The following is a 25040-nucleotide window of genomic DNA, read 5'->3' as shown; positions in this document are numbered from 1 at the left end:
ATTTCTCCACATAGTGATTTAATTGCACCGACGCCTAGAGCTGCATACTCTGGGCGTCAACTTTTTCAGCCTCGCAATAGACCTTTGAAACAAGGCTCAAGAACTGCATCAACGTGACTTTGAATGAATCCGAAATATCGTTGAGGCTTTGCCACTCCTGCTTGCTGATCACGCTGTCTGTTATGTACTGGCGATAAGCGTTAACCAAATCACCCAGCCGCCCCACTAACTCAGCCAGCTTGTTGCCGATCTCTTCGTTGTCAGCGTCGATATCGGTACCGGGTACGTGATAACCACCATCTGTCTCGCGTGACATTGCGCTAGTTATGTAGGTCTTTCCGCTGGCCTTCTGCAGGAGCATTGCCCAACCCATTGGAAAGGTTTGATCTCCACCAGCACGGAGGCGGTTAAAGATTCCATCCTGTGTCACGTCCAGAATTTCCGCTGCTTCGGCATATCCACCAGGCAACGCCGCAATGGTTTTCCTGATTGAAGCCACCAGCCATGCTGGTTGTTTTTCTACTTTCCAGTTCGGTTCGTTACCCACTGCTGCCCCCTATCCACTGTGGTTGGTTGGTTGTTTTTTTTCTTTAAACTTCGCCGGTAACAGAATCTTTTTTCGTACTTGGGAATGGCCTTACTTCCTCAGCAAGAACAGATCCGTCAGGGTTGACTATTACAAATATTTTCCTTTTGTTTTTTAGCGCCTTACTAATCGCCCCTTGCCTTACTCCAAGGGATGTAGCTGCTTTTTCTTGGCCTATAGATTTTGCGTACTCACTTAAATGGACTCTGTTCATGATTTCTCCTTACGGGAACATTATTACCGCTAGTAATAAAATAGTCAACACCGCTGGAGATTGTCGATTATTACTCGCGGGAATAAAATAAAGATATGAATAAAAAGAAACCCTTGACCAGTGAAGAGCTGGCGGACGCTGAGCGTTTAAAAAGTCTATTTAGTCTCAGAAAAAAAGAGCTTGGATTTTCTCAAGAAGCCCTAGCTCATCACCTAGGTATTGGGCAGAGTGCCGTTAACCAAATCTTAAATGGCACAAACAGACTCAACCCCAAAACTGCATCGGAAATAGCGCGGTTTTTAGGAGTTCCTGTCGATAGATTTAGCCCCGGCATGGCTCAAGAAATCAGACAAATGTCCAAGTCTATTGATAGTGATCTGACCATTTCATCAAATCAAGTGCTGCACCAGTACCCGCTGCTTAGCTGGGTTCAGGCGGGAGCTTTTGCTGAGATAGAGGGGCAGTTCACGGAGTCTGATGCTAAGCGGTATGTCTCTTCCAGCAAAAAATCCACAGGAAAGGCGTTTTGGCTTGAGGTGCATGGCGACTCAATGACCGCACCTATAGGGCAAAAACCAAGCTTTCCTGAGGGGATGCTTATTTTAGTTGACCCAGACCAAACCGCGCAAACCGGTGAGTTTTGCATAGCAGTGAAGAATGGAATGGCTACCTTTAAAAAGGTCATTGAAGATGGATGGATAACACTGCTTAAGCCATTAAACCCACAATACCCCATCATTCAGTTAGACTCGGACTGTAGGTTTGTTGGAAAGGTCATTGATGCCAAATGGGAAATGGAGTGATAAGTGAAATACACTGTTGAAGTTGCAGGAATATCCCACAAAAACAAAGATGGTGAGCCTCGCCGAGAGATAGTTATTGATAATTTATCAGATGACTATTCTGACGTAATTGTTTCTTTGAGAAGGCATGGTGGTAATCGTAGTGACAAGAATGCTATTGGTGTATACATCGAAAATCCCAGAGATATCGGATGCGAACCAGCAATGATTGGCTTTATTCCAAGGGATGTAGCCAAGGATGTTTCGCCAATGATGAAGCTTGGGCATTCAATTAAAGATATTGAGATAATCAGGGTATGGATTCCTGATCATTCGGATGTAGCAACCCCCTATGTTACGATTTCATTTGATGGTCAGTGGACACGGCAAGATATTGCATCTCACAAGAAAGAGCTTTCCGACGCAAGGAAGTTAGCCAGACAGAATAAAATTGAATTAAAAAAACCACAACACACTGATATAGAAAACAAAAATAAATTAATCCTCGCTATAAAATCCTTTTTTTCATCCCTCCTGTCATCATCAAAAAAATAACATTTTAAAAAACAAATAGTTAATTATTTCCCATCTTAATTATTACCTGCGGTGTTGACCAATTAAAACACCGCTGGTAATATTTAATGCATCAACAGCGACCGAGCAACACCAACTACCAAATAACTTTTGGCGGTTGGAAAACAGCCAAGCCGCTGTAGCTCTTTAACAATCAGCAAAGTCGGATGAAATACCGGGTCCTCTGGTGATTCTGGCACATAACGAATACCAGCCGCGATCCCCTGTAGTGGTGGGCAGCAATCAGGGGCACCTTGCGCCTATGGCGCGTACGCCGGACGAGAGTAACCGGCCCCTCACTTTTGCACATCGGGTGGCGTACCGTTTCAATACCCCTTACCCGCCAACACCAGGCGCGGTGCGCCACCCGATGTGTGGAGAAACTGTCAACTATAGAGGGCTATCGGATGAGTGAAAATCGTAAGACAAATGTGCCCGACTTCCTGGGTGAACTGGATGCCGGTGTATTTCAAAACAAAATCTCAGCAGCCTTAAACGCTACGGCGCTGGGTGTTCTCAACAATGGTGGTAAAGGCAAGGTAGTTCTCACGTTCGACCTTGACCGCCTCAGTAATTCAGTTGAAGAAAAGCGCGTCAACATTAAGCATCAACTGAAATTCGTCACCCCTACCCCTCGCGGTAAAGTCTCAGAAGAAGATACCACCGAGACACCTATGTGGGTTGGTAAGGGCGGAAAACTCACAATCCTGCAGGAGGACCAAGGGCAATTATTTACCATCGCCGGCCAGCCTGACGGGAAATTATCAGCCGCACAGTAATGTGCGTTCCTCAATCCAATAAATAAGGTCAATTCCTATGTCGCAATTAGACGGATCCGCGATCAGTCAAGTAACGGGTATGGCTCTTGCAGCAGCATATCTGGATAACGTAAAGGTAACTGATTGCCCTGTTTCTGTTTTACCAAAAGACGTCAATATCGAAAGCCTGGAATGCTTCCAGAAAAACCGCTTCCGTTTCCGTGGGCGCATGGAAACAACCAGCATTGATGATTTTGCCCGATACTCAACTGGCTACGCCAACACTGCAGAGCCAGCCCGCTGTTTTATCGATGCAGATAATATGAGTGCATGCTCTGTGTTCAACATCGGCACCCTAATTGCCCCGGGTCACGCTGATAACGTCGCCGAAATTAAGCTCAAGAAGACCGCCCCATTCCGCGCATTGTTGGAAATTAATAGCAAGCGTCTTAACCAGAAGCAGATCGCAGAATGGCTTGAGGACTGGGCTGATTTTCTCACTGCGTTCGATGCTAGCGGCGAAACCATGTCGATGGCACAAGCCGCCAGTGCAGTACGGCGCGTCAGTATCAAGCAGATGCAAGAATCGGATCATGAAGACGGTGATTTCAGTGGCAAGCGTTCACTGATGCAGAGCGTTGAAGCAACAAGTAAGGAGGTCATGCCGGTGGCATTTGAGTTTAAGTGCGTACCGTATGAGGGACTTGGTGAGCGACGTTTCAGCCTACGCAACAGCCTGCTGAAAAGTGATGAACCATGTTTCGTTCTCCGCATTGTTCAACTGGAGGCGCAAGAAGAAGACATTGCTATCGAGTTTCGCGATCTGCTGATCAGCAAGTTCTCTGGTGAATCTGTCGAGACATTCATCGGCAGTTTTAAAGCCTAATTTTTAATTCATCAGTACAGCCTCAAGTACCCCAGCAATGGGGTGCTTGGTGAAGTATTTCCTAAAAACTGTGTGGAGATAATGACAATGTCAGAATTACTGAGCATTTTAAATAAGAAAAGCATCAAGCATACGGTAAATGACGACGGCGCAATTAACGTGCCTGGTGATTTATCGCTATATCGCACCAGCATCACCAGTCTGCCGGATAACCTCACTGTCGGTGGCTATCTGGACCTGCGCGGTACCAGCATCACCAGTCTGCCGGATAACCTCACTGTCGGTGGCTATCTGGACCTGCGCGGTACCAGCATCACCAGTCTGCCGGATAACCTCACTGTCGGTGGCTATCTGGACCTGCAGGACTGTACCAGCATCACCAGTCTGCCGGATAACCTCACTGTCGGTGGCTCTCTGGACCTGCGCGGTACCAGCATCACCAGTCTGCCGGATAACCTCACTGTCGGTGGCTATCTGGACCTGCGCGGTACCAGCATCACCAGTCTGCCGGATAACCTCACTGTCGGTGGCTATCTGGACCTGCAGGACTGTACCAGCATCACCAGTCTGCCGGATAACCTCACTGTCGGTGGCTCTCTGGACCTGCGCGGTACCAGCATCACCAGTCTGCCGGATAACCTCACTGTCGGTGGCTATCTGGACCTGCGCGGTACCAGCATCACCAGTCTGCCGGATAACCTCACTGTCGGTGGCTATCTGGACCTGCAGGACTGTACCAGCATCACCAGTCTGCCGGATAACCTCACTGTCGGTGGCTATCTGGACCTGCGCGGTACCAGCATCACCAGTCTGCCGGATAACCTCACTGTCGGTGGCTATCTGGACCTGCGCGGTACCAGCATCACCAGTCTGCCGGATAACCTCACTGTCGGTGGCTCTCTGGACCTGCGCGGTACCAGCATCACCAGTCTGCCGGATAACCTCACTGTCGGTGGCTCTCTGGACCTGCAGGACTGTACCAGCATCACCAGTCTGCCGGATAACCTCACTGTCGGTGGCTATCTGGACCTGCGCGGTACCAGCATCACCAGTCTGCCGGATAACCTCACTGTCGGTGGCTATCTGGACCTGCGCGGTACCAGCATCACCAGTCTGCCGGATAACCTCACTGTCGGTGGCTATCTGGACCTGCGCGGTACCAGCATCACCAGTCTGCCGGATAACCTCACTGTCGGTGGCTCTCTGGACCTGCGCGGTACCAGCATCACCAGTCTGCCGGATAACCTCACTGTCGGTGGCTATCTGGACCTGCGCGGTACCAGCATCACCAGTCTGCCGGATAACCTCACTGTCGGTGGCTATCTGGACCTGCGCGGTACCAGCATCACCAGTCTGCCGGATAACCTCACTGTCGGTGGCTATCTGGACCTGCAGGACTGTACCAGCATCACCAGTCTGCCGGATAACCTCACTGTCGGTGGCTCTCTGGACCTGCGCGGTACCAGCATCACCAGTCTGCCGGATAACCTCACTGTCGGTGGCTATCTGGACCTGCGCGGTACCAGCATCACCAGTCTGCCGGATAACCTCACTGTCGGTGGCTATCTGGACCTGCAGGACTGTACCAGCATCACCAGTCTGCCGGATAACCTCACTGTCGGTGGCTATCTGGACCTGCGCGGTACCAGCATCACCAGTCTGCCGGATAACCTCACTGTCGGTGGCTATCTGGACCTGCGCGGTACCAGCATCACCAGTCTGCCGGATAACCTCACTGTCGGTGGCTCTCTGGACCTGCGCGGTACCAGCATCACCAGTCTGCCGGATAACCTCACTGTCGGTGGCTCTCTGGACCTGCAGGACTGTACCAGCATCACCAGTCTGCCGGATAACCTCACTGTCGGTGGCTATCTGGACCTGCGCGGTACCAGCATCACCAGTCTGCCGGATAACCTCACTGTCGGTGGCTATCTGGACCTGCGCGGTACCAGCATCACCAGTCTGCCGGATAACCTCACTGTCGGTGGCTATCTGGACCTGCGCGGTACCAGCATCACCAGTCTGCCGGATAACCTCACTGTCGGTGGCTCTCTGGACCTGCGCGGTACCAGCATCACCAGTCTGCCGGATAACCTCACTGTCGGTGGCTATCTGGACCTGCAGGACTGTACCAGCATCACCAGTCTGCCGGATAACCTCACTGTCGGTGGCTATCTGGACCTGCGCGGTACCAGCATCACCAGTCTGCCGGATAACCTCACTGTCGGTGGCTATCTGGACCTGCGCGGTACCAGCATCACCAGTCTGCCGGATAACCTCACTGTCGGTGGCTCTCTGGACCTGCGCGGTACCAGCATCACCAGTCTGCCGGATAACCTCACTGTCGGTGGCTCTCTGGACCTGCAGGACTGTACCAGCATCACCAGTCTGCCGGATAACCTCACTGTCGGTGGCTATCTGGACCTGCGCGGTACCAGCATCACCAGTCTGCCGGATAACCTCACTGTCGGTGGCTATCTGGACCTGCAGGACTGTACCAGCATCACCAGTCTGCCGGATAACCTCACTGTCGGTGGCTATCTGGACCTGCGCGGTACCAGCATCACCAGTCTGCCGGATAACCTCACTGTCGGTGGCTATCTGGACCTGCGCGGTACCAGCATCACCAGTCTGCCGGATAACCTCACTGTCGGTGGCTATCTGTACCTGCGCGGTACCAGCATCACCAGTCTGCCGGATAACTTTTCTTGCGACAGTCTTTATCTAGATCCGCGGCGATTTGAAAACGTAGTGCACCGTGATAATTGCGGATACTCCAGCCGAACCATCTTTGCTGTTTGGGTGGGCAATACATTCAAGATTGCTGCTGGGTGCTTCTTTGACACGATCACATCTTTCGAGATTGCCGTTGACGAAAAATATTCAGGATCTGCCGCAGAATCCTACAAAAAGAATGCGCGTGATTGCGTTGCTGAGTTGACAGAAAAGCTCAATAAAGCAGGGGAATAACTATGTCGTGGATTAAAACGTTTACCGGGCTGCATTTTAATTATGCCCATCCAACTGTCGAGAGTATCAGCATTCGTGATATCGCTCAGGCGTTGTCTCATGAATGCCGGTTCGCTGGCCATCTTCCTGAGTTCTATTCAGTGGCACAGCACTCCGTTCTTGTAAGTGAAATCGTTCCACCTGAATTCGCTCTGGAAGCCCTGCTGCATGACGCCCATGAGGCGTACTGCAAAGATATACCTAGCCCACTTAAACGCCTGATCCCTGACTACCGTGGAATTGAAATGGGTATTGATTGTGTGATCCGTAATAAGTTCGGTTTGCCTGTTGTACCAAGCCAAGCAGTTAAACAGGCTGACTTGGTGATGTTGGCTACTGAGCGACGGGATCTTGGTATCGATGACGGTGAGCGCTGGCCAATGCTCGATGGTATTAAGCCATCAGATAAAGTGATCGCTATACCACTGAACGCAGTACAGGCGCGAGGGCTCTTTGCTCAACGCTACTTTGAACTGACTGGCGAGAGGATGGGATGATGAAAAAGACAATTACACCAATGGCGCCACAGCGCGATGATTGTGGCTACTGGACTCACCCGGGCTATCTCGAACCGGCAGACGGAAGAGAGTTTGGTGCGCCAGGTGAGTTTGCTGCATGGTTGGATGCTAATCGTGTTGTTGCTTGTGTCGTATGGATGGAAAACGATGTTACTGACGAACAGTTAGAAGCAATTGAAGCTGCTGATGGTGACATAAGCCAGTGGAACCCTACTCCACCAGATGGTAATGGCTGGTTTATCGGCTCAATTTACGATACCGAGGATGGTCCGCTTTGCGTTTGGTTACGTCCGGTTAGCGGTGAGCCAAGAGCATTCAAAGATCACATAAACAAATGTCACGTTGAAGCGCTGAAAATTGAATTTCTTAATGCACACCGCAAGTGTGAAAGAGCTGCATATGCGTATTTCTGTGCCTGCGATATAGGCGATGAGCGTGCATTTGCCCATGACGTTTACCAGCGTGTTCGGTTGGCAACCTTTCGCGGTGGCATCTTATGAACACTCAAACAGTGCTGAGTTATGAAGCCCTAAAAATGGAGAACGAACGGCTGATACAGCAATCGACGGTGACGAAAGAATTGCTGGATGCAATGGCCGAGGTCATTCGTATATCTGACCGCAACCATGACGCATGGAATCGCGCAAAGAGTGCTATCTCGGCCTGCCGTTCCACAATGCTGGCAACTGAACCTGTAAGCCAGCCTAACAAGTTGCCAGAAGACTATACAGAAGATCTAGTTATGCTTGTTAAGGTCTTAGCTAGAAAGCTAAAAAGAGCCGATCCTGATAGCGCGTCACCAGGATCTGCAATGGACTATTTAAGCCGCAATGGACTGATTAGCGCCACTGATTGCCTGAGGAGCAATGACTCATGAACAACTTAATGATTGACCTTGAAACAATAGGGCTTAAACCAAGCTCACCAATCGTGGCAATCGGGGCCGTTTTCTTTGATATTTCTAATGGCAAACTGGGTGACCGGTTTTATACCGCCGTTGATCTAGAAAGCGAAATGGCTCTCGGTGCCGTCCCGGATGCAGGCACTATCAAGTGGTGGCTAAAGCAAGGCAGTGAGGCACGGGCAGCAATCACGACTGACGATGCAATGTGTATAGAGGAAGTGCTGCCAAATTTGTCTGGTTTTGTCCTCTCATCTTGTCCTGACACTGGCCGTCTTAATGTGTGGGGTAATGGCTCATCGTTTGACAATGTGATCCTGCGTTCTGCCTATGAACGCACAGGCCAAAACCCTTTCTGGAATTGGTGGAACGACCGCGACGTTCGAACAATGGTGATGCTGGGACGCCAAATAGACTTTGACCCTAAGCGCGACCTCCCTTTTGGCGGGGAGCGCCATAATGCCCTAGATGATGCTATTCACCAGGCGCAATACGTGTCTGCAATCTACCGGCGACTGATGAGCGCCCACCAGCAAGATCAAGAACTATTGTAATTTCTATGGCCCGTTGCAGCGGGCCTATTGTGTGGAGATCAAACCATGGCTAAAGAAATCAAACTAATGAAATCCAGTCAGTGGGCATCCAGAGAGTTTGAAAAAGGCTCAGTACCCACATCAAAGACAATAAAACGGTGGGTTCAATGTGGCGTGATTAATGGCAGAATTATTGATCAATCAGTGTGGGTTTTTTCTTCGGAGCGGATGGGTGTAGCTTCTGCAATTACGTCCCATGTTAATTCGTTGATTGAGGATGAATGATGGCAGCAAGACCACGCAGCAGGGAGTATCGCCACCTTCCTGACTTTCTAAATTTCGATAAGGTTCGCCAGCGCTATATCTTAACCCTGATATCCGGGAAGCGAAAAACCATAGGAAAAGATAGAGCGTACGCTATTGCTGTTGCCAGAGAGTACAATTTGCGCATGAGGCCGGAAAGTGCCGTTAGCCTTGAGTCTATAATTCGCGAGGGTGGAGGTACGAACGGTGAGGCTCTGCCGTTTTCTCAACATGTCGATCAGCTAATGAAGCGGATCGTTGCAGATGAGAAACCTGCTCAAAGCACTTTGGCTGACTGGGTGAATGATGCGGGGCGGATAAAGGAATATTTTAATGATATCGCGTCCTGTGATATCACGCTTGAGCACGTTAACGGTTTCATATCTGAATTCCATGCGGATAGCTCTGCAAACGTCCAGAATAGAAAGGTTCTCTTTTTAAAGAAACTATTCGCCTATGCTATGGATGAGTCGCTGATGTTCGATAATCCCGCTACGCGTAAAAAGATGCGTAGAACGGACAAAAAGCAACGACGCCGGCTGTCCCTGGCTGACTATATAAAGATAAGAAATGCAGCGGATCTTTGGCTGCGTACCGCCATGGATCTTGCATTGCAAACCGCGCAGGCAAGACTGGAAGTATCGCGGATCAAATACTCGATCAAGGAGCCCAAGGAGGGTGTCTGTGGTTGCGTTTGGTTCCCATCTGCACAAAGTGATGTGTTTGGGGTTCTTTACATACACCGGCAGAAAGTAAAACATAAGGAGGCTTCCCACGTTGCGATACCAATTGGGCAGCAGTTGAAAGAGATAATAGAACGCAGCAGGGATATTGTCGCCAGTCCGTATGTTGTTCACCGGTTGCCAGAGAAGCGCAGTAACGATATCAGCAAAGAAGTGAAGCACCCAACGCAGGTGGCCCCAGACTACCTGAGCCGTGCATTCTCATCTCTTCGTGATCGCCTTGGTGTTGGTGAAAATCTGCCACTGGAGCAGCGGCCAACATTCCATGAGATTCGAGCCTTGGCCGCGCACTTGTTTGAGCAGCAAGGCATAGATCCGCAGGCGAGAATGGCGCACAGCGATGCGAAATCCACAAAGGTCTACACGCAAAATCATGTTGAATGGGTAACGGTGCCACACGCTGAAATCAAGGTAGGGTGATGGTGTAAAACCCGCCGCAACCTATTGATTCTATTAATACCAACTTTCCAAATTTTCCACTGTTTACACGTACAGTGAAATGACATAAAACCAGCGCCAGCACTGGGTTTAGATGCTTATAGAACGGGTTCATGGGGTGTCGGGGGTCGGAGGTTCGAATCCTCTCATGCCGACCAACTTTTTATAGAAAAACCAACCTGTTACGGTTGGTTTTTTTATTTACATAGTTTTAACATGGTAAAACTATGGTAAAACCTCCGACGAAAACCGCCTGGGATGCGCAAAATTTTACTCCTTGGTTTCAGCCTCAGGCGTATCTCCTTTTTACTCAGTAAATGATATGAGGCTGATCGATAAGGAAGGAAAGTTTCTGACCGCTGCCCCTCCCGATGTTTAACCCTAAACAAACATCACGAAGCCGGTACGGGGCAGCCTTAACTGCTATCTAGTGGCAGTTTGGGGGATTTCAAGGGCCGATATGATCATTATCACTTGAAGTGGTTAATGAGCGTTTTATAAACTCCAATTTCGCTGTTTGTCGTCTGAGTTCTAAAATCCGTAACACGTTATAAACCTCTGCCTTGTCGATACCCTCCTCTAAAAGCATGGTGAGATCATCAAGAAACAATGTGACTTCTTCTTTGTTGATGCCTGGTCGCATTCCGTTCTCTCCTTTACCTTATGTAAATGTCTACAATACATTAACAATTAACACATGACCGGGATTTCTCCCTGCTTTGTAGTTAATCCTTGGTTTCGCTGTCAGACTCGCCAACAGAGCAAGTTTCAAGGCCGCTATCTGCATCTGATTCGCTCACCAAATTTTGATCGGCTTCCTGCTCAATTACAGCCTCAGGCACTGGCGTGTGGTCTTGCTGTGGTGCAAGTTCAACTAGCGGGTCAGGTTCGTCACTGCCTGGCATCTCTACACGCAGATCAATCCAGCGCCCTGCAGGAATATCGATCGGCTGACCTTCCTTGTATCCGTTTTTGACGTTTTGAGCGAATTTCCGCGCGGTAGAATTGATGAGAAGCACAGACAGCGTTTATCACTTGATGCCTACCTGGCCATTCGCCGTTCTGCCCCATTATGGTTACGGACAGCAATGGTTCTTGCGTTACAAACAACACATGCGCGGCTTGAAGTATCCCGGATCCGGTACTCAATCAAGGGGCCCAAAAACGTCGTATGCGGTTGTGTATGGTTGCAACAACCAGAAAACGGTATCTATGGTACGTTGTATATTCACAGGCAGAAGGTGCAGAAGAAGGAGGCATCGCACGTAGCGATCCCAATCGGTGAGGAATTAAAGCGGATCATTGATGACAGTCGGGATAACGTGGCCAGCCCATATATTGTGCACCGGCTACCGGAGCGTAACGTAAAGCGCAGCAAAGAAGTTTCCCACCCTACCCAAGTTGCACCGGATTACCTAAGCCGCGCATTCTCAGACCTGCGGGACAGGCTTGGGCTCTGCACTCATCTAGCAATGGATGAGCGCCCAACGTTCCATGAAATCCGTACACTGGCCGCACACTTGTTCGATATTCAAGGGATAGACCTCAGGGACGCATGGCGCACAGTGACGCAAAATCTACCAAGATCTATACCAGCAATCATATTGATTGGGTGGTAGTACCCCATGGCGAGATTGCAACAAAATAAAAATGTATTAGATCGAACCTGACCTGAGACTGTTACAGTATAGAGCTATAGCTAATCTGTCGGGCAGCTATGTGCCAATAGCGGACATTGCTAACATTATCTAATACACAACAAAAAATGTCAGTCTATATGATATCATCTACTGTCTTTTAAATTTCCCACCTGTCTCAGTTATTAGTGTTAGATAAGGAATCAAAAAATTATGAGAGCATATAAATTTAGGTCGGCTTCTCAAATAGCATTTACCCTAGATATAATTTTTAATCGTAGGCTTTTTTGCTCTGACTGGAAAATGTTGAATGACCCAATGGAAGGTATGTTTGTTTTCTCTCATCAAACATCTGATGGTTACGACTATAAAAAAGAAATTCAGCAGATAATAGAAGAAAAGAAACGGCTTAAGGTTTGTTCTCTTTCAGCTACATATGAGTCTCATTTACTTTGGGCTCACTATGCTGGGGGGTTTGATGGTTGCGCTATCGAAATTGAAATCCCAGACAATCATCACAGCATTAAACAAATTGAATATAGAGGTGTATTTGCAAATTTAGCAATACCCAATATTTATAGTCCTGATGAACTTGCTAACCAAGTTTTATCCTCTAAATATCGAGAATGGGAATACGAACAGGAAGTTAGGATTTTGCAAACGAATGAGTGGTTTTACTTAGATAAACCAGTTCGACGAGTAATAGCAGGGCATAGAATGCCTTCGGCATTATTTGAAGCCATGAATATAATATGCAACTCGATGGGGATTGAATTTTGCCGTACTGGAATTGGTGATGAGGGGATTGATGCCGATTATGTTGAGCCCTCAAAAATTCTAACGCCGAATAATCATCTTGACTGGAATGTACTAAAAAATGACCGATGAATTAGAGATTTATCTGGTTAGCAGAGTGTAAGGCTCAAGATTCCCACGCTCAATAACCAATTGATTGTGAATAACTTTCACCCACAATTGCTCGATATGAAACTATGAGCAATTGTGATGTAAATGTATGCAACAGGTTTTTATATCTTATTCCCAAGTATTAACTGTGTTGAGCGAGCCATAATTCTAAATATAAATGGCATACCCTCTGTTAGCTCATCGAGTGTTGGCGTTCGCCTGCTTGCTTCCAAAAGTATTGAACGCAGAAACTCAACTTCGGGATCACATGCAATTTCTTCATCCAATGCCTTAAGTTTGCCTTTTATTTCTTTTATCTCTGACAAACTATGGTTGAGGGTTTCACTTCCCTTTATTTCTGAAAGTATACGTCTTTCATGGTAGTTAAGTTGCTCACGGAAAAACAATGCCATACTGGCTTTCTTTACTAAAAGCTCCATTTCCTTTCTTTTTTTCTCAAGATTTAAGATTTCTTCTTGAGTTGAGTTTTTATTCGTTTTTAGGGATTTTAACTCACTAATAGTCTTAGTTATGGACTCTAATGAAGTGGCCTCAAGCTGTTCTAAATCTGACTGTGTAATAGCAGGCTTCGACAATGAATAGATGCAAACAATAGTCATTACAAAACCTACAATAGCCATCCCATTTAAATAAATTGGCAGTTCCAATTTATTTAAATACGCAAATAAACCACCTATGATGAAATAAGCCATGCTTAACAAAACCAGTACAGTACAAAACCGCCTCATTCTAACCTCGTTAAATTTTTTTAGTTTATATGGTTAACCTACTAAAACCTTGTTCCCAGCATTTCGAGCAGGAACTTTACGTTCCTCACTTGAGCAAGCTACTGCGGCAACACAATATCTTAACTTAATAAACTTAACTAGCAAGCTACTCATAACGTCCGCTCTTCGCTCATAGCAGACCTTGCAGTCCATCAGTCTGTCCGTTTCGTGCCAGGAGCGAACATTACTTATGCTATAGAGAGTTACAAATATGATAAAATTTTTACTATCACTAATTTGTTGGGGACTTACATGAGGTTATCAAGATCCTTATGCAAAGTGGTTGGCGATGTTATTGCTAACTCTGGCTCTCACACAGCCTTAGATATGTTATTTCTATCTGCAGGTGCACCAGGTGAGCCTCCAGCAGGCTCTCATAGTACGAAATGGAAAGACTGGTTATTCTTAGCTGGGCAAGATCCGGAAACTGATAGCTTGTCTGTGCTAGGCGAAGTCATTGAGGAGTTTATGGATCTTCCTCCTAAAGAAGGAACCCCTGAATACATGGGATGGAAAGAAAAACGTGAGAGAATAGAAGCAGCTTTACAAGATAATGGACTTAGATATTATCGATTTGGACGTGTACTGCCCCAAGATCACATCCCACGAAACAATTTTGATTGTCCAGACCAAGCAGCCACTTATCAACTGTCAATGATGCCAGAAAAGGTTGAGAGCTTACTAGAAAGATTGGTCAGAGGTTTACATCGCGCAATGCATCCTCTAACTCATAGGAGAAAAGGCAGCCAAGTATTATCTTTTAATAGCGAATACGATGTGCAAGACCTTCTTCATGCGCTACTCAGACCATGGGTTCAGGATATCCGCCCCGAAGAATTTACCCCAAGCTATGCAGGTTCAAGCACGCGAATGGATTTTTTGTTGCCAGCACATAAATTAGTGCTGGAAACAAAAATTGTACGTGATCGGCCCCATGCAAAAAAAATAGGTGATGAGCTCATTATCGATATTGAACATTACCGACATCATCTGGACTGCAAAAATCTATGGTGTGTGATCTATGATCCGAACAAGTTCATTACGAATTCAGAAGGGCTTAAATCAGATCTTGAAGGAAAAAGAGCCTCTAAAGACGGTGAAATAATCGTTAAAGTTTTTATACTTTAGCGATCTTAACCAAGATTTACAGGTGAGCACTGAGCCAATTAGTCGTCTTATCGCCCAAAGTCGACCGCCAGATTTGATTGTGCGCTGCCCGAGAAAACTATCGGGTCTAGTATGAGCTAATCCAAATAAGACAGGATAGTCAAAAACATCATGGTAAAACCCCTACCTAAGTTATTGATGTGTAGAGGTCGGTTTATGCAGAAAATGCACTGTTTGTATAAACATTAAAATCAACTAAAAGCCAGAGCTGGCGAGACTTTCAGAGAACGTTACCCGGTGTCACGGGGGGCGGGGGTCGAAGGTTCAAATCCTTTCATGCCGATCAACTTTTTATAGAAAAACCAACCTGTTAGGGTTGGTTTTTTTATGTCTGCCGTTTGCCCCAAAACTGAAAGTATCACTACCCTATCCGGTGCCAATCGCCCATAAAAAAACCCCAGCATCTGCTGAGGTTCTTTAATATGGTGCCGGCTACCGGAATCGAACTGGTGACCTACTGATTACAAGTCAGTTGCTCTACCTACTGAGCTAAGCCGGCGAAATTTTTGCGGCATTACATTTCCGCGGACGGCAATATAATACAACCGAACCGAGATAAGCAAGGGTAATCAACGCATTTTTTGTCTCTTCGACTAAAAAATCAGCTTATTGTACTAACACTCGTCATTTCTCTGCTTTGCCTGGTGGTTCAAAGCGTTCATTAAGTCATTAAAGGAACACGACGACGGAAGTCATCATGAGAACCAGGTTTAGCCAGACCAGTACGCATAAAAAATCCCCTGTCTCACACTGCTGTGTAACTACAGGGGATTCTAGGATAAAAACCGTTATAAAACAGTCTTTATGAGAATTTGGCGGAAGGACAGAGATTCGAACTCTGGGACAGTCGCCCGTCGACGGTTTTCAAGACCGTTGCCTTAAACCACTCGGCCATCCTTCCAATGGGCGCAAATATTAGCGACCCCGTTATAAACTGTCTACTGTTTTCATGCAAAAAAAAACTTTAACCGGTTCATTCGATTAAATTTTAATCCAACATCCAACCACTGGACATGCGAGTGGCCATTTCACACCCGTCATCACTCAAGTATTATACTTGTGAAGTGGTGCTCACGGGGTGAGTGTGGTAAGGCAATATTATGTATTGTTGTTAGGGAGCCAGTGTGTAACTCTTAGTCGTGTATAACTCTTGGTATCGTGCTGGCGGTCCGCCGTTTACTTCAGGAAATTGTTGTCATGCTGCAAAATAGACAATCACCACACCGATCTCGCCATATTATCCGCAGCTTCTGGTTGCAGAGTGTACTGCTGGTGGTTGCCCTGATTTTATATGGTTACAACTACACCAACGCCTATCTGGCTGATAAAAAAAATGCCATCATCGGTATCACTGCCGCGGTGCAAAGCCGTATTGATAATTATCGTTATCTCACCCAGCAGATTTACACTAAATTTGGCAACCCAACGACCCCTGTCATGGAACCTGAGCAGAAAGAGAAGCTCTTGAATGCAGATGTTTATTATCTTGATAAAAAAAGAAATAAAACCGATGTGTTGATTTTTGGCAACCACAGCAATGACACGTTAGCCATGATTAGCAATATTTCAAACTTTCTTGACAGCCGCTGGGGAACTAAAAAAGAAAACTATACGCTCTACTATCTTAACGGGCGGGATAACAGCCTGAGTCTGGTGACCACTCAATCGATTAAGGATCTGACCTCACGGTTAAAAGAAAATTACCTGACCGCCCTCGCTTCGGAACTACGTGCTGAAATACTGCAACAGACGAATATGCTCGATAAACGCGAGAGTTTCTCAGGCTTGCGTAAACAGCGTTTCCAGGGCAACTATTCATTCTCTATTCGTACCACGTTCAACCAACCCGGACATCTGGCCACTGTCCTCGCCTTTGAATTGCCCATTAACGATATCATTCCGTTGAATATGGCACGCAGCAATTTTCTGCTATTGGACGATAATGATGAATTTGACAATATTGCCGCACCTGACGCTGAGCAACACCAGGTCACCACCACCTTGCACCGGGGCTGGCTTGAATTCACCCTGCCGCTATCCAATGCGCCACTTAAACTGATTTATCGTGTTTCAATCTTTAACCTGGTCATTGACCTACTACGCAATAATATCTGGCTACTGGTGGTCAATCTGCTACTGCTGATGCTATCGATTATAGGGTTCTATTTTATCCGCCATCAATACATCCGCCCCAGTGAAAATATGGCTGTCGAACTCGAAAAAGAGCGCTCGCTGACTGATGAAATTATCAATAACCTCACTTGCGGCCTGATAGTCTATGACTTTGCCAGCAATAGAGCGATTGCCAGCAATAAAATTGCTGATCATCTACGGCCCCATCTCAATTTAAAAAAAATCGCCCATATGGCTAAGCAACATCATGGGGTGATCCAAGCCACAGTAAACAATGAAATCTATGAGATCCGTCTGTGCCATAGTCAACGTTCCGCAGAAACCTATCTGTTCCTGCTTGACGACCAGAAAAAAGAGATGGTCGTCAATAAACGGCTGCAACAAGCTCAACATGAATACGATAAAACCGTTCAGGCACGTCAGTTGATGCTGCAAAATTTAGCTGTTGAGCTCAATCAACCGATAAATCAAATCAACAATCTGGTTGGCAGACTGAATACACAGCCCGAACCACAGCAGCAACAAAGCCTCCTCAAGCAACTGAGCCAAACTTCGACATCAGTATTAGATCTCATTGACAATATTATCTTGCTAACTCGCCTGGAAACGCAGGATATCCAACCTTCATACCAACTATTTAGTCCCGCAGTACTCCTGGATGAACTACTGCTAGACCTGCTCCCCTTGATTGAGCAAAAAGGGTTGACCCTATTCCACCATTTCCATCTTGATGCGGGTCAGCACTATATTGGTGATGCCAATATACTACGCAAAGTTATCTCACTGCTGCTTCGCTACGCCATTATCACCACTTCTTATGGCAAGATCGTTCTGAGCGTCGAGTATGAAAACGATCACCCAGAACATCTCTTATTTCATATCAATGATACCGGCTCAGGTATCTCCAGTGATGAACTCAGTAACCTGACTTATCCATTCCTCAGTCAAATGCGCGAAGATCGCTTCAATCATGGTTCTGGGCTAACTTTCTTCCTGTGTAATCGATTATGTAAGGCGCTTAATGGCGATTTGTCTATCCGCAGTAAACTTGATATCGGTACCCGCTACACGATTCGAGTCACCATGGAGTTGGAGAAACCGACGGAAGAAGCAGAGGAAAAACTACTGGATGGGATAAAAGCGCGGCTGGATATCACTTCTAACGAGGTCCGCAGTATCACTACTCATCTTCTGGAGGCTTATGGAGCCAGTTATTTGATCGCTGATGAACGTCAGAATAATCAAGCATATGACATAGTGATTACTGATGACCCACAGTTAATCTCCGGTTATACCCTCCTGCTGGCAAGTGATGAAACCGGTTGCCAGCAGCTTGGCGAACAGATCATTCGAGTCAACTATAACTTCACCGGTGCGATGCTCAACGCCATTACACAGCTAATAGAACTGCAATTGGCAGAAGAAAATCACGTGATATCTCTCACTGAGGATGATATTCAGCACTATAAAAAACAATTAAAAACAAGTAATTATATTGATTTGTTTGTTGATACAGTACCAGTTGATATTAAAAAACTATATACTGCCAAGGAGCATAGTGACTTCGCTGCTCTATCTCAAACCGCACACCGTCTGAAAGGTGCGTTTGCGATGTTAAACCTGCTACCCGGAAAGCAACTGTGTGAATCGTTAGAACGACACATCGCAGAAGGTGATGCACTTAAGATTGACCATGACCTCAGTCAAATTGATATTTTCATCAGTAGACTGTTGGAGGAAGGTAGCCAACAACATGAATAACCTAAACGTAATTATTGCTGATGACCATCCTATTGTGCTGTTCGGTATCCGCAAGTCACTTGAACAAATTGAATGGGTTAATGTCGTTGGTGAATTTGAAGACTCGACATCATTAATCAACAATCTATCCAAACTGAATGCGAATGTATTGATCACTGATCTTTCCATGCCAGGGGACAAATACGGTGATGGCATTACCCTGATTAAATACATCAAACGCCACTACCCGCACTTGTCAATCATCGTGCTGACCATGAACAATAACCCTGCTATTCTTGGTGCAGTGATGGACTTGGATATTGAAGGTATCGTACTGAAACAAGGTGCGCCTACTGACCTGCCACAAGCCTTGGCGGCACTGCAGAAAGGGTTAAAATTCACCCCTGAAAGCGTTACCAGGTTGCTGGAGAAAATCAACGCCACTGGCTATAGTGACAAACGCTTGTCGCCGAAAGAAAGTGAAGTGTTACGCTTGTTCGCCGAGGGGCTGTTGGTCACGGAAATTGCCAAAAAGCTTAATCGCAGCATTAAAACTATCAGTAGCCAGAAAAAATCAGCCATGACGAAGTTGGGTGTTGATAACGATATCGCTTTACTTAACTACCTCTCCTCCATCAACATGACTCAGTTGGAGAAAGACTAGGCCAGGCATTACTCAGCACTTAACCGGGCTCATGCTCTGCCCGGTTTCGTCGTACTTGTTGACTATAGTAGGTAAGTGTCTGTTCCAATAAAGTTAGTATCACCGGTTTTGATAAACAGTTGTCCATTCCCGCCTCAATACAGCGTTGTTTTTCTTCCGCCAGCGCATTCGCCGTTATACCAATCACGGGTGCAGTAAAATGGGACTGACGTAACCGCTGTGCCAGACAATAACCATCCATACGGGGCATATTGACATCTGTCAGCACGATATCCACTGTGGTTCGCTCCAGTACATCTAAGGCATCGAGACCATCATTAGCGGTCATTACCTGATATCCTAATAACGTCAGTTGGTCAGACAACAACTGCCGGCTAATCGGGTGATCCTCTACCACCAGCAAGTGAATATCTCTGTTATTGACATCAGTATCTTTAACCTGCGGAGGCATCACTGTGTCGCTACCACGTTGAATTTCACCGCTAAACAGGCGGTTTAACAGTGGGAGAACATCCCATGGCATCGCAGTAGAGTGTAACCAATAACCTGGTGATACCTCAAATGACGGTCCAATATGCGCCATAGAAAACTCAATCCGCATCGACAAGGGCGTCGCCACCTGTACCGAATAATCACTCAGTAAAACATCATCGGCTGCCATCTCTTGATCTTCATACCGCAGCACTCTGGCCCCTTGCTCGGTAAGCAGTAGCATTAGATAACTTTCCAAGTGTTGATTACGCATCTGCAGCCACAATGTTTTACCCAACCAACAATCAATGACTTGTGGTGGTGGGAACTGCGCACCTAATAATGGAATACGGATAGTAAATAAGCTACCGAGCCCGGGTTCGGACTCCACTGCGATATCCCCCCCCATTAGATGAACCAGCTTTTCACAAATAGCCAGTCCTAGACCTGTACCCTGAAAGTGGCCCTGTACACTGCCGCCAACCTGAAAGAAAGGGTCAAACAGATGAGCTATTTCTTTTTCCGGAATGCCAATACCCATGTCACGCACACTGAATTCCAAATAACTGTCATAGGTCCCCACCTGTAAAATAATACAGCCAGTATCGGTAAATTTAATGGCATTACTCAATAGATTGGAGAGGACTTGCTGTAGACGCAGCGGGTCACCTTTTATCCGCTCTGGCACTCCGGGTTCGATATAACAGTACAAGCCAAGACGTTTATTGACTACCAACGGTAAATAATTACCCGTAATATTCGTGACCACTTCCTGACAAGAAAAATCATGTTGTTCAATCTTTAACTGTTCTGATTCAATCTTGGAGAAGTCCAGGATGTCACTGATAATTTTCAACAACATCCCTGATGAGTTATTCATTGCATTAACCAGACGCTCCACGCCTTGCGGTAAAGTCTGCTTTTGCAACAAGTCAATGTTGCCAATTATGCCATACAGTGGTGTACGCAGCTCATGGCTTACCGTGGCCAGAAACATCGATTTAGACTGGTTGGCCAACTGCTCTGCCGAAGCGATCTCTTGCAATGATTGCTCCATTTTCACTCGAGAACTGATATCTGCCAGTACACAAATGGCCACATCTTCATTGCTATAACGGGAATGGACAAAACTGATTTGCAGGTTATTGTTGTTGCTGGTTATCACATCGATCAGATTGACTTGTTGTTCCCGAATCAGGCGCGTAATTCGCTCTCGGTCCTCGCCAGTCAGTAAATTAAGATAGTTATAGGCCAACTCATTACTCAAAATATTGGCCCCATCACTGATACGCAAGATAAAGATGCCCACCGGCGCTGAAGCGATAATTTTGCGGTTAAACTGTTCATTTTCCTCTAGGCGAAGAGCATCTTCCTGAGTTGGCAAGATTATCTTGCGCTCCAACAACCACACTAGGCCCCATAGCAGTACAGCCGTGAACAGATTAAACAGCAGTGCATTGACCAACAGATCGAAACGCGACACCACATTATTAACTGGCAATACATAAACAATGCTTAATGAAGAAGGCTGCAAACCCTTTTTCAAAGTCAGGTCATGGTAATTATCGGCATAGCCAAAATAGTTGTGCTCCTGCGGATATTCATTGAGTGAAGAGTGCGGACCATCACCGCTTACCAACCGCAACTGTGGTTCGTTGTTTTCATCAAGCACCGCGACAACCAGTGGCAAATGACTTGAAGTGATCAAATTATCCAGCCGTACAGTACGTTCAATGCCTAGCAGTGCGGTCAATTTATCGTTGATATAAACCGGCGTCATCACATACAGATATCCCACATCCGACTGTTCGGCGCTGGGGATAACCCAATAGAGATCATGACCTTTATCTGAACTATTGCTATTACGGTATTTAGGAATACGTGCACGCAACGAATTAAACAAGGTTTGCTGATCGACAGTACTATAATTACTGGCAAACTCCGTGAGACACCAGCTATCCGCGGTGATAAAAAACAGCCTATTCAGGTCATAGTCCGCCACAAAGCTCTTCTTCCAATACTCAATCTGCTGGTTTAGAACACGCAGCGAATCGTGCGAGGCAGTATCGATTAAGCAATTTAATTCACCATACAGCGGGTTAAACGTAAGCTGCTGCCCGCTATTTTCCTGATTGGTCAATAGTTGCTGAGTATCGGTTGGGTTGGTAAGGTGTTTTTCGACTATATATTGGAAGTCACGGATAAGGTCCGCAGAACGGTGTAGATAGCGTTGAGCATGCTCGAAGTTAAGATCATATTCCTGCAGGACTTCAGACTCTTTCTTATTCAGAATATCCCGAATATGAAAAAAGGTAAGCAACACGCCTAACGACCATAGCATGAATGCCATAACCCGGAACAGATAGCGGGAAACTTCTAAAATAGTTCGAAAAGAAGTCAAATATCTCAATCTGATACCATACCAAAGCCGGTGGTATACCCGTCATGATTCATGTGGCAAGAATGGACTGCAACTTGAGTATACCCGTCATACTTCAAGTTGCAGCATCGGTTATAACTTAAGCGTTTTCATCATCTGTACCGTCTTCGACATCATCCTCATCGAGTGGTTCAGCCTGTTCTTCTGCTTCCTCTTCACCCGGTTCAAGGCTATCGAGCTCTTCATCTTCAACCGGTTCAGCAACACGTTGCAAGCCCACGACGTTTTCTTCTTCCGTGGTACGGATCAAGGTGACGCCTTGAGTATTACGACCAACCACACTGACTTCCGCCACACGAGTACGCACCAGCGTACCTGCATCGGTGATCATCATGATCTGGTCCGTGGTATCCACTTGTACCGCCCCAACAACCTGGCCATTACGGTCGCTGACCTTGATGGAGATAACCCCTTGGGTGGCACGTGATTTGGTGGGATACTCCGTCACCGCAGTACGCTTGCCGTAGCCATTTTGTGTGACCGTCAGGATATCACCGTCACCACGAGGAATAATCAGTGAGACTACCTTATCCCCTGCACCGAGGTTAATACCGCGGACACCGGTGGCGGTACGGCCCATAGAACGAACCTGCCCTTCCGGGAAACGTACTACTTTCCCATTGGCAGAAAACAGCATCACTTCGTTACTGCCATCCGTTAAATCAACACCAATCAGTTCGTCACCGTCATTAAGGTTAACGGCAATGATGCCAGCACTACGCGGACGGCTGAACTCGGTCAGTGCCGTTTTCTTCACCGTACCACTGGCGGTCGCCATAAACACATGACGTCCTTCTTCATACTCACGAACTGGCAATATGGCAGTGATACGTTCGTTGGCTTCCAACGGCAGTAAATTGACAATCGGACGGCCACGGGCACCACGGCTCGCTTCCGGTAATTGGTAGACCTTCATCCAGTATAGTCGCCCACGGCTAGAGAAGCACAGAATGGTATCGTGGGTATTGGCCACCAATAAACGGTCAATAAAATCTTCTTCTTTAATCCGGGCAGCCGACTTGCCTTTGCCACCACGGCGTTGTGCTTCATAGTCGCTCAACGGCTGATACTTCACATAACCCTGATGCGACAATGTCACCACCACATCTTCCTGATTGATCAAATCTTCAATATTGATATCAGAAGTATTAGCGGTAATCTCGGTGCGGCGGGCGTCACCGAACTGATCACGGATAAGAACCAGCTCTTCACGGATCACTTCCATCAAGCGTTCCGGATTTTCCAGAATAAAGATCAGCTCAGCAATCACAGTGAGCAGTTCTTTATATTCATCCAGCAGTTTCTCGTGCTCCAGGCCCGTCAGTTTCTGCAAACGCAGATCCAGGATTGCCTGTGCTTGTTGCTCGGTCAGGTAATATTTGCCATCACGGATGCCAAACTCAGGTTCCAGCCACTCAGGACGTGCGGCATTATCACCAGCACGCTCCAGCATCGCAGCAACGTTGCCCAGAGCCCAAGGTTGAGCGATCAACGCTACTTTTGCTTCTGCGGGAGTTGACGCATGGCGAATCAATTCAATAATCGGATCGATGTTTGCCAGTGCGATCGCCAGCGCTTCCAAGAGATGGGCGCGGTCGCGAGCTTTGCGTAATTCAAAGATGGTACGGCGGGTCACCACTTCACGGCGATGGCGAACAAATGCCCGCAGAATATCTTTCAGATTCAGCAGTTTTGGCTGGCCTTGATGTAGCGCCACCATATTGATACCAAACGTCACCTGCAGTTGGGTCAGCGAGTAAAGGTTGTTCAAGACCACTTCGCCTACAGCATCACGTTTGACTTCAATCACAATACGCATGCCGTCTTTGTCAGACTCATCACGCAAGGCGCTAATACCTTCAAGGCGCTTTTCTTTTACCAGTTCAGCAATCTTTTCAATCAGGCGGGCTTTATTCACCTGATAGGGAATCTCATGCACAATGATGGTTTCGCGGCCAGATTTGGCATCCGCTTCAACTTCAGCTCGAGCGCGGAGATACACCTTGCCACGGCCAGTACGATAAGCTTCTTCAATGCCACGACGGCCATTGATTATTGCTGCTGTGGGGAAATCAGGGCCAGGAATGTGTTCCATTAACCCTTCAATACTGATGTCTTCATCATCAATATAAGCCAGGCAGCCGCTGATCACCTCAGACAGGTTATGCGGGGGAATATTGGTGGCCATCCCCACGGCAATACCCGATGAACCATTAACCAGCAGGTTCGGGATCTTGGTTGGCATCACTGCCGGGATCTGTTCTGTACCATCATAGTTAGGTACAAAATCCACGGTCTCCTTTTCCAGATCAGCCAGCAATTCATGGGCAATTTTTGCCATCCGCACTTCGGTATAACGCATTGCGGCAGCAGAGTCGCCATCAACAGAACCGAAGTTGCCCTGCCCATCGACCAACATATAACGTAAAGAGAAGGGTTGGGCCATACGGACAATGGTGTCATAGACAGCACTGTCACCATGGGGGTGATATTTACCGATTACGTCCCCAACGACACGGGCCGATTTCTTATAGGGTTTATTCCAGTCGTTACCCAGTACATTCATCGCGAACAGAACGCGTCGGTGCACCGGTTTGAGTCCATCACGGACATCTGGCAACGCACGCCCGACAATAACGGACATGGCATAATCCAGATACGAGCTTTTCAGCTCTTCCTCAATATTTACCGGTGTGATTTCTCTGGCAAGATCGCTCATAGAGCTACTATCCCTCATACTGAATGATTCATCTGCCTTGGCATGGTGCCAAAGAGGTGAAATTATACCACAAAGCAGGCTTTACGGGAAAATTACCGCCATTGTTTAACGCAAATATCAGGACAAATGCG

At 46.9% G+C, this 25040-nt stretch carries 22 protein-coding genes, 2 tRNA genes and 1 pseudogene; 16 read left to right on the top strand and 9 right to left on the bottom strand.

The features are described from left to right. Positions 1–34: 34 nt before the first annotated feature. On the bottom strand, positions 35–547 hold the full coding sequence (locus ACX9GV_RS06150) for a YmfL family putative regulatory protein (RefSeq protein WP_473197413.1): 513 nt from the start codon (positions 545–547) through the stop codon (positions 35–37). 43 nt (positions 548–590) lie between these two features. Beyond that, on the bottom strand, positions 591–800 hold the full coding sequence (locus ACX9GV_RS06145) for a Cro/CI family transcriptional regulator (RefSeq protein WP_473197412.1): 210 nt from the start codon (positions 798–800) through the stop codon (positions 591–593). A gap of 95 nt (positions 801–895) precedes the next feature. On the opposite strand from ACX9GV_RS06145, the gene ACX9GV_RS06140 reads away from it, so the two are divergent. The 11 genes from ACX9GV_RS06140 (at position 896) to ACX9GV_RS06090 (ending at position 10226) form a co-directional block, all read left to right on the top strand. Further along, the gene (locus ACX9GV_RS06140) at positions 896–1603 is read left to right on the top strand and encodes a LexA family protein (protein WP_473197411.1); all 708 of its coding nucleotides are present in this window, start codon (positions 896–898) and stop codon (positions 1601–1603) included. 3 nt (positions 1604–1606) lie between these two features. Continuing rightward, complete coding sequence (locus tag ACX9GV_RS06135) at positions 1607–2137, top strand: HIRAN domain-containing protein (protein WP_473197410.1); 531 nt, start codon at positions 1607–1609, stop codon at positions 2135–2137. A gap of 425 nt (positions 2138–2562) precedes the next feature. Continuing rightward, on the top strand, positions 2563–2934 hold the full coding sequence (locus tag ACX9GV_RS06130) for a hypothetical protein (RefSeq protein ID WP_473197409.1): 372 nt from the start codon (positions 2563–2565) through the stop codon (positions 2932–2934). Between the two features lie 37 nt (positions 2935–2971). Further along, a complete protein-coding gene (locus ACX9GV_RS06125) occupies positions 2972–3799 on the top strand; it encodes a YfdQ family protein (protein ID WP_473197408.1) in 828 nt (275 codons plus the stop codon). A gap of 87 nt (positions 3800–3886) precedes the next feature. Continuing rightward, on the top strand, positions 3887–6769 hold the full coding sequence (locus ACX9GV_RS06120) for a hypothetical protein (protein ID WP_473197407.1): 2883 nt from the start codon (positions 3887–3889) through the stop codon (positions 6767–6769). A 2-nt stretch (positions 6770–6771) separates the two neighbouring features. Continuing rightward, on the top strand, positions 6772–7305 hold the full coding sequence (locus ACX9GV_RS06115; RefSeq protein WP_473197406.1) for an HD family hydrolase: 534 nt from the start codon (positions 6772–6774) through the stop codon (positions 7303–7305). Next, positions 7302–7826, top strand: coding sequence for a hypothetical protein (locus tag ACX9GV_RS06110; protein ID WP_473197405.1), 525 nt, complete (start codon positions 7302–7304; stop codon positions 7824–7826). Before ACX9GV_RS06115 ends, ACX9GV_RS06110 begins: the two co-directional genes overlap by 4 nt. Continuing rightward, complete coding sequence (locus ACX9GV_RS06105) at positions 7823–8203, top strand: hypothetical protein (RefSeq protein ID WP_473197404.1); 381 nt, start codon at positions 7823–7825, stop codon at positions 8201–8203. The genes ACX9GV_RS06110 and ACX9GV_RS06105 overlap by 4 nt, the downstream gene beginning before the upstream one ends. Beyond that, positions 8200–8781, top strand: coding sequence for a 3'-5' exonuclease (locus tag ACX9GV_RS06100; protein WP_473197403.1), 582 nt, complete (start codon positions 8200–8202; stop codon positions 8779–8781). Before ACX9GV_RS06105 ends, ACX9GV_RS06100 begins: the two co-directional genes overlap by 4 nt. 45 nt (positions 8782–8826) lie before the next feature. Next, the gene (locus tag ACX9GV_RS06095; protein ID WP_473197402.1) at positions 8827–9045 is read left to right on the top strand and encodes a hypothetical protein; all 219 of its coding nucleotides are present in this window, start codon (positions 8827–8829) and stop codon (positions 9043–9045) included. Then, complete coding sequence (locus ACX9GV_RS06090; RefSeq protein ID WP_473197988.1) at positions 9045–10226, top strand: tyrosine-type recombinase/integrase; 1182 nt, start codon at positions 9045–9047, stop codon at positions 10224–10226. Before ACX9GV_RS06095 ends, ACX9GV_RS06090 begins: the two co-directional genes overlap by 1 nt. Before the next feature lie 466 nt (positions 10227–10692). Here the strand turns inward: ACX9GV_RS06090 and ACX9GV_RS06085 are convergent, their stop codons facing one another. Together ACX9GV_RS06085 and ACX9GV_RS06080 are read right to left on the bottom strand one after the other, a co-directional pair. Next, positions 10693–10887: a hypothetical protein gene (locus ACX9GV_RS06085; RefSeq protein ID WP_473197401.1), complete on the bottom strand. Its 195-nt coding sequence runs from the start codon at positions 10885–10887 to the stop codon at positions 10693–10695. Positions 10888–10969: 82 nt separating this feature from the next. Further along, positions 10970–11263, bottom strand: coding sequence for a phage tail fiber protein (locus ACX9GV_RS06080; RefSeq protein WP_473197400.1), 294 nt, complete (start codon positions 11261–11263; stop codon positions 10970–10972). Here ACX9GV_RS06080 and ACX9GV_RS06075 point away from each other — a divergent pair. Continuing rightward, positions 11246–11892: pseudogene (locus tag ACX9GV_RS06075) on the top strand (site-specific integrase); the annotation flags it as partial. The gene ACX9GV_RS06080 and the pseudogene ACX9GV_RS06075 overlap by 18 nt on opposite strands. Positions 11893–12094: 202 nt before the next feature. Further along, complete coding sequence (locus ACX9GV_RS06070) at positions 12095–12769, top strand: DUF2971 domain-containing protein (protein ID WP_283543503.1); 675 nt, start codon at positions 12095–12097, stop codon at positions 12767–12769. A gap of 140 nt (positions 12770–12909) precedes the next feature. Here ACX9GV_RS06070 and ACX9GV_RS06065 read toward each other — a convergent pair whose 3' ends face one another. Continuing rightward, complete coding sequence (locus tag ACX9GV_RS06065) at positions 12910–13500, bottom strand: hypothetical protein (RefSeq protein WP_338756125.1); 591 nt, start codon at positions 13498–13500, stop codon at positions 12910–12912. Positions 13501–13827: 327 nt separating this feature from the next. Here ACX9GV_RS06065 and ACX9GV_RS06060 point away from each other — a divergent pair, with 327 nt between their 5' ends. Further along, complete coding sequence (locus tag ACX9GV_RS06060) at positions 13828–14703, top strand: PD-(D/E)XK nuclease domain-containing protein (RefSeq protein ID WP_473197399.1); 876 nt, start codon at positions 13828–13830, stop codon at positions 14701–14703. Between the two features lie 462 nt (positions 14704–15165). Here the strand turns inward: ACX9GV_RS06060 and ACX9GV_RS06055 are convergent. Together ACX9GV_RS06055 and ACX9GV_RS06050 are read right to left on the bottom strand one after the other, a co-directional pair. Then, a tRNA-Thr gene (locus ACX9GV_RS06055) sits at positions 15166–15241 on the bottom strand. 314 nt (positions 15242–15555) lie between these two features. Further along, a tRNA-Ser gene (locus ACX9GV_RS06050) sits at positions 15556–15643 on the bottom strand. 299 nt (positions 15644–15942) lie between these two features. Here ACX9GV_RS06050 and rcsD point away from each other — a divergent pair. Both rcsD and rcsB read left to right on the top strand, forming a co-directional pair. Beyond that, positions 15943–18636: a phosphotransferase RcsD gene (rcsD, locus tag ACX9GV_RS06045; RefSeq protein ID WP_473197987.1), complete on the top strand. Its 2694-nt coding sequence runs from the start codon at positions 15943–15945 to the stop codon at positions 18634–18636. Beyond that, complete coding sequence (gene rcsB / locus ACX9GV_RS06040; RefSeq protein WP_037383815.1) at positions 18629–19279, top strand: response regulator transcription factor RcsB; 651 nt, start codon at positions 18629–18631, stop codon at positions 19277–19279. The genes rcsD and rcsB overlap by 8 nt, the downstream gene beginning before the upstream one ends. A gap of 19 nt (positions 19280–19298) precedes the next feature. On the opposite strand, the gene rcsC is transcribed toward rcsB, so the two are convergent. Then, positions 19299–22160: a two-component system sensor histidine kinase RcsC gene (rcsC, locus tag ACX9GV_RS06035; protein ID WP_473197398.1), complete on the bottom strand. Its 2862-nt coding sequence runs from the start codon at positions 22158–22160 to the stop codon at positions 19299–19301. Positions 22161–22269: 109 nt separating this feature from the next. After that, on the bottom strand, positions 22270–24909 hold the full coding sequence (gyrA, locus tag ACX9GV_RS06030) for a DNA topoisomerase (ATP-hydrolyzing) subunit A (protein WP_473197397.1): 2640 nt from the start codon (positions 24907–24909) through the stop codon (positions 22270–22272). Positions 24910–25040: the final 131 nt, after the last annotated feature.

It is taken from the genome of Serratia sp. 25CWL12 (assembly GCF_055790885.1).
Note: the sequence above shows the minus strand (reverse complement) of the source record. Positions and strands in the feature narration are given on the sequence as shown.

Bases quoted from the DNA above. Each gene is read 5' to 3' on its own strand.
- ACX9GV_RS06125 (WP_473197408.1), top strand. From the start codon at position 2,972: ATGTCGCAATTAGACGGATCCGCGATCAGTCAAGTAACGGGTATGGCT.
- ACX9GV_RS06140 (WP_473197411.1), top strand. From the start codon at position 896: ATGAATAAAAAGAAACCCTTGACCAGTGAAGAGCTGGCGGACGCTGAG.
- ACX9GV_RS06115 (WP_473197406.1), top strand. From the start codon at position 6,772: ATGTCGTGGATTAAAACGTTTACCGGGCTGCATTTTAATTATGCCCAT.
- ACX9GV_RS06110 (WP_473197405.1), top strand. From the start codon at position 7,302: ATGATGAAAAAGACAATTACACCAATGGCGCCACAGCGCGATGATTGT.
- ACX9GV_RS06130 (WP_473197409.1), top strand. From the start codon at position 2,563: ATGAGTGAAAATCGTAAGACAAATGTGCCCGACTTCCTGGGTGAACTG.
- ACX9GV_RS06145 (WP_473197412.1), bottom strand. From the start codon at position 800: ATGAACAGAGTCCATTTAAGTGAGTACGCAAAATCTATAGGCCAAGAA.
- ACX9GV_RS06060 (WP_473197399.1), top strand. From the start codon at position 13,828: ATGAGGTTATCAAGATCCTTATGCAAAGTGGTTGGCGATGTTATTGCT.
- ACX9GV_RS06095 (WP_473197402.1), top strand. From the start codon at position 8,827: ATGGCTAAAGAAATCAAACTAATGAAATCCAGTCAGTGGGCATCCAGA.
- ACX9GV_RS06085 (WP_473197401.1), bottom strand. From the start codon at position 10,887: ATGCGACCAGGCATCAACAAAGAAGAAGTCACATTGTTTCTTGATGAT.
- ACX9GV_RS06065 (WP_338756125.1), bottom strand. From the start codon at position 13,500: ATGGCTTATTTCATCATAGGTGGTTTATTTGCGTATTTAAATAAATTG.
- ACX9GV_RS06120 (WP_473197407.1), top strand. From the start codon at position 3,887: ATGTCAGAATTACTGAGCATTTTAAATAAGAAAAGCATCAAGCATACG.
- ACX9GV_RS06090 (WP_473197988.1), top strand. From the start codon at position 9,045: ATGGCAGCAAGACCACGCAGCAGGGAGTATCGCCACCTTCCTGACTTT.
- ACX9GV_RS06105 (WP_473197404.1), top strand. From the start codon at position 7,823: ATGAACACTCAAACAGTGCTGAGTTATGAAGCCCTAAAAATGGAGAAC.
- rcsB (WP_037383815.1), top strand. From the start codon at position 18,629: ATGAATAACCTAAACGTAATTATTGCTGATGACCATCCTATTGTGCTG.
- gyrA (WP_473197397.1), bottom strand. From the start codon at position 24,909: ATGAGCGATCTTGCCAGAGAAATCACACCGGTAAATATTGAGGAAGAG.
- ACX9GV_RS06100 (WP_473197403.1), top strand. From the start codon at position 8,200: ATGAACAACTTAATGATTGACCTTGAAACAATAGGGCTTAAACCAAGC.
- ACX9GV_RS06070 (WP_283543503.1), top strand. From the start codon at position 12,095: ATGAGAGCATATAAATTTAGGTCGGCTTCTCAAATAGCATTTACCCTA.